The 716-nt window shown below is 47.9% G+C and carries 1 protein-coding gene; it reads left to right on the top strand.

The window, feature by feature from the left end:
• Window positions 1-593: 593 nt before the first annotated feature.
• A partial coding sequence (locus IV91_RS19905; protein ID WP_200874446.1) for a helix-turn-helix domain-containing protein occupies window positions 594-716 on the top strand: 123 nt, incomplete at its 3' end.

The following is a 716-nucleotide window of genomic DNA, read 5'->3' as shown; positions in this document are numbered from 1 at the left end:
ATGTTGATCATCATCCTTGCAATGATCAACCCACTTCTTCAATCGACCTCAGATTATTCGCTTCAGGCTCATTCCTCGTTGGAAATACAGCCATCCTTCAGGCTCATACCACATTGGATAAGGCTAGCAGGCGGGTCGGTGCGAAGAATGAGATAGAATCCAAAACAATTTTATCGTTTCTGGTGGCGGCAAGCCAGGATTTTGCGAGGCTTCGCTCCGTCCCTGCGAACTGCTTTTCCATGGTGGTGAGGTGCGGTTGCAAGCGACCTAAAGTTCGGGAGACCAAAGTCGACCAAAGGTCGGCTCAGACACAAACAGGAGTCTCCGTCCACGCAAGGCGATATTCGTAAAGCCGAGAACGCAAGCGCAGCAATACACGCGGAAGCCTGTTTGCCTGCTTAACTAGCCGTTTATGTGATTTGCGCCTATTATTTTAATCAAATAGGCTTTATTAATCTTGTCTTGCGGGATTACCATAACTTGCCTATTATGATGGTCGTTATCGTCCTCTCCGTAAAACTTCGGCGTTTACGCCGGAGATATAAGGAGAAATCTCTTGACTTACGCCTTAAATTCACTGTATAATGACTGTCATGTTGATTCAACGCGCCTATCGTTACCGATTTTACCCGACGCCTGATCAGGCCGATCAGCTTGCGCGATCGTTTGGTTGTGCGCGATGGATCTACAATTGGGGCTTGAAGGAGAGGTCGACT

It is taken from the genome of Ferrovum myxofaciens (assembly GCF_000735045.1).
In the GTDB taxonomy this organism is placed as follows: Bacteria; Pseudomonadota; Gammaproteobacteria; order Burkholderiales; family Ferrovaceae; genus Ferrovum; species Ferrovum myxofaciens.
The sequence above is the reverse complement of the archived record's forward strand: the minus strand, read 5'-3'. Positions and strand labels throughout refer to the sequence as shown.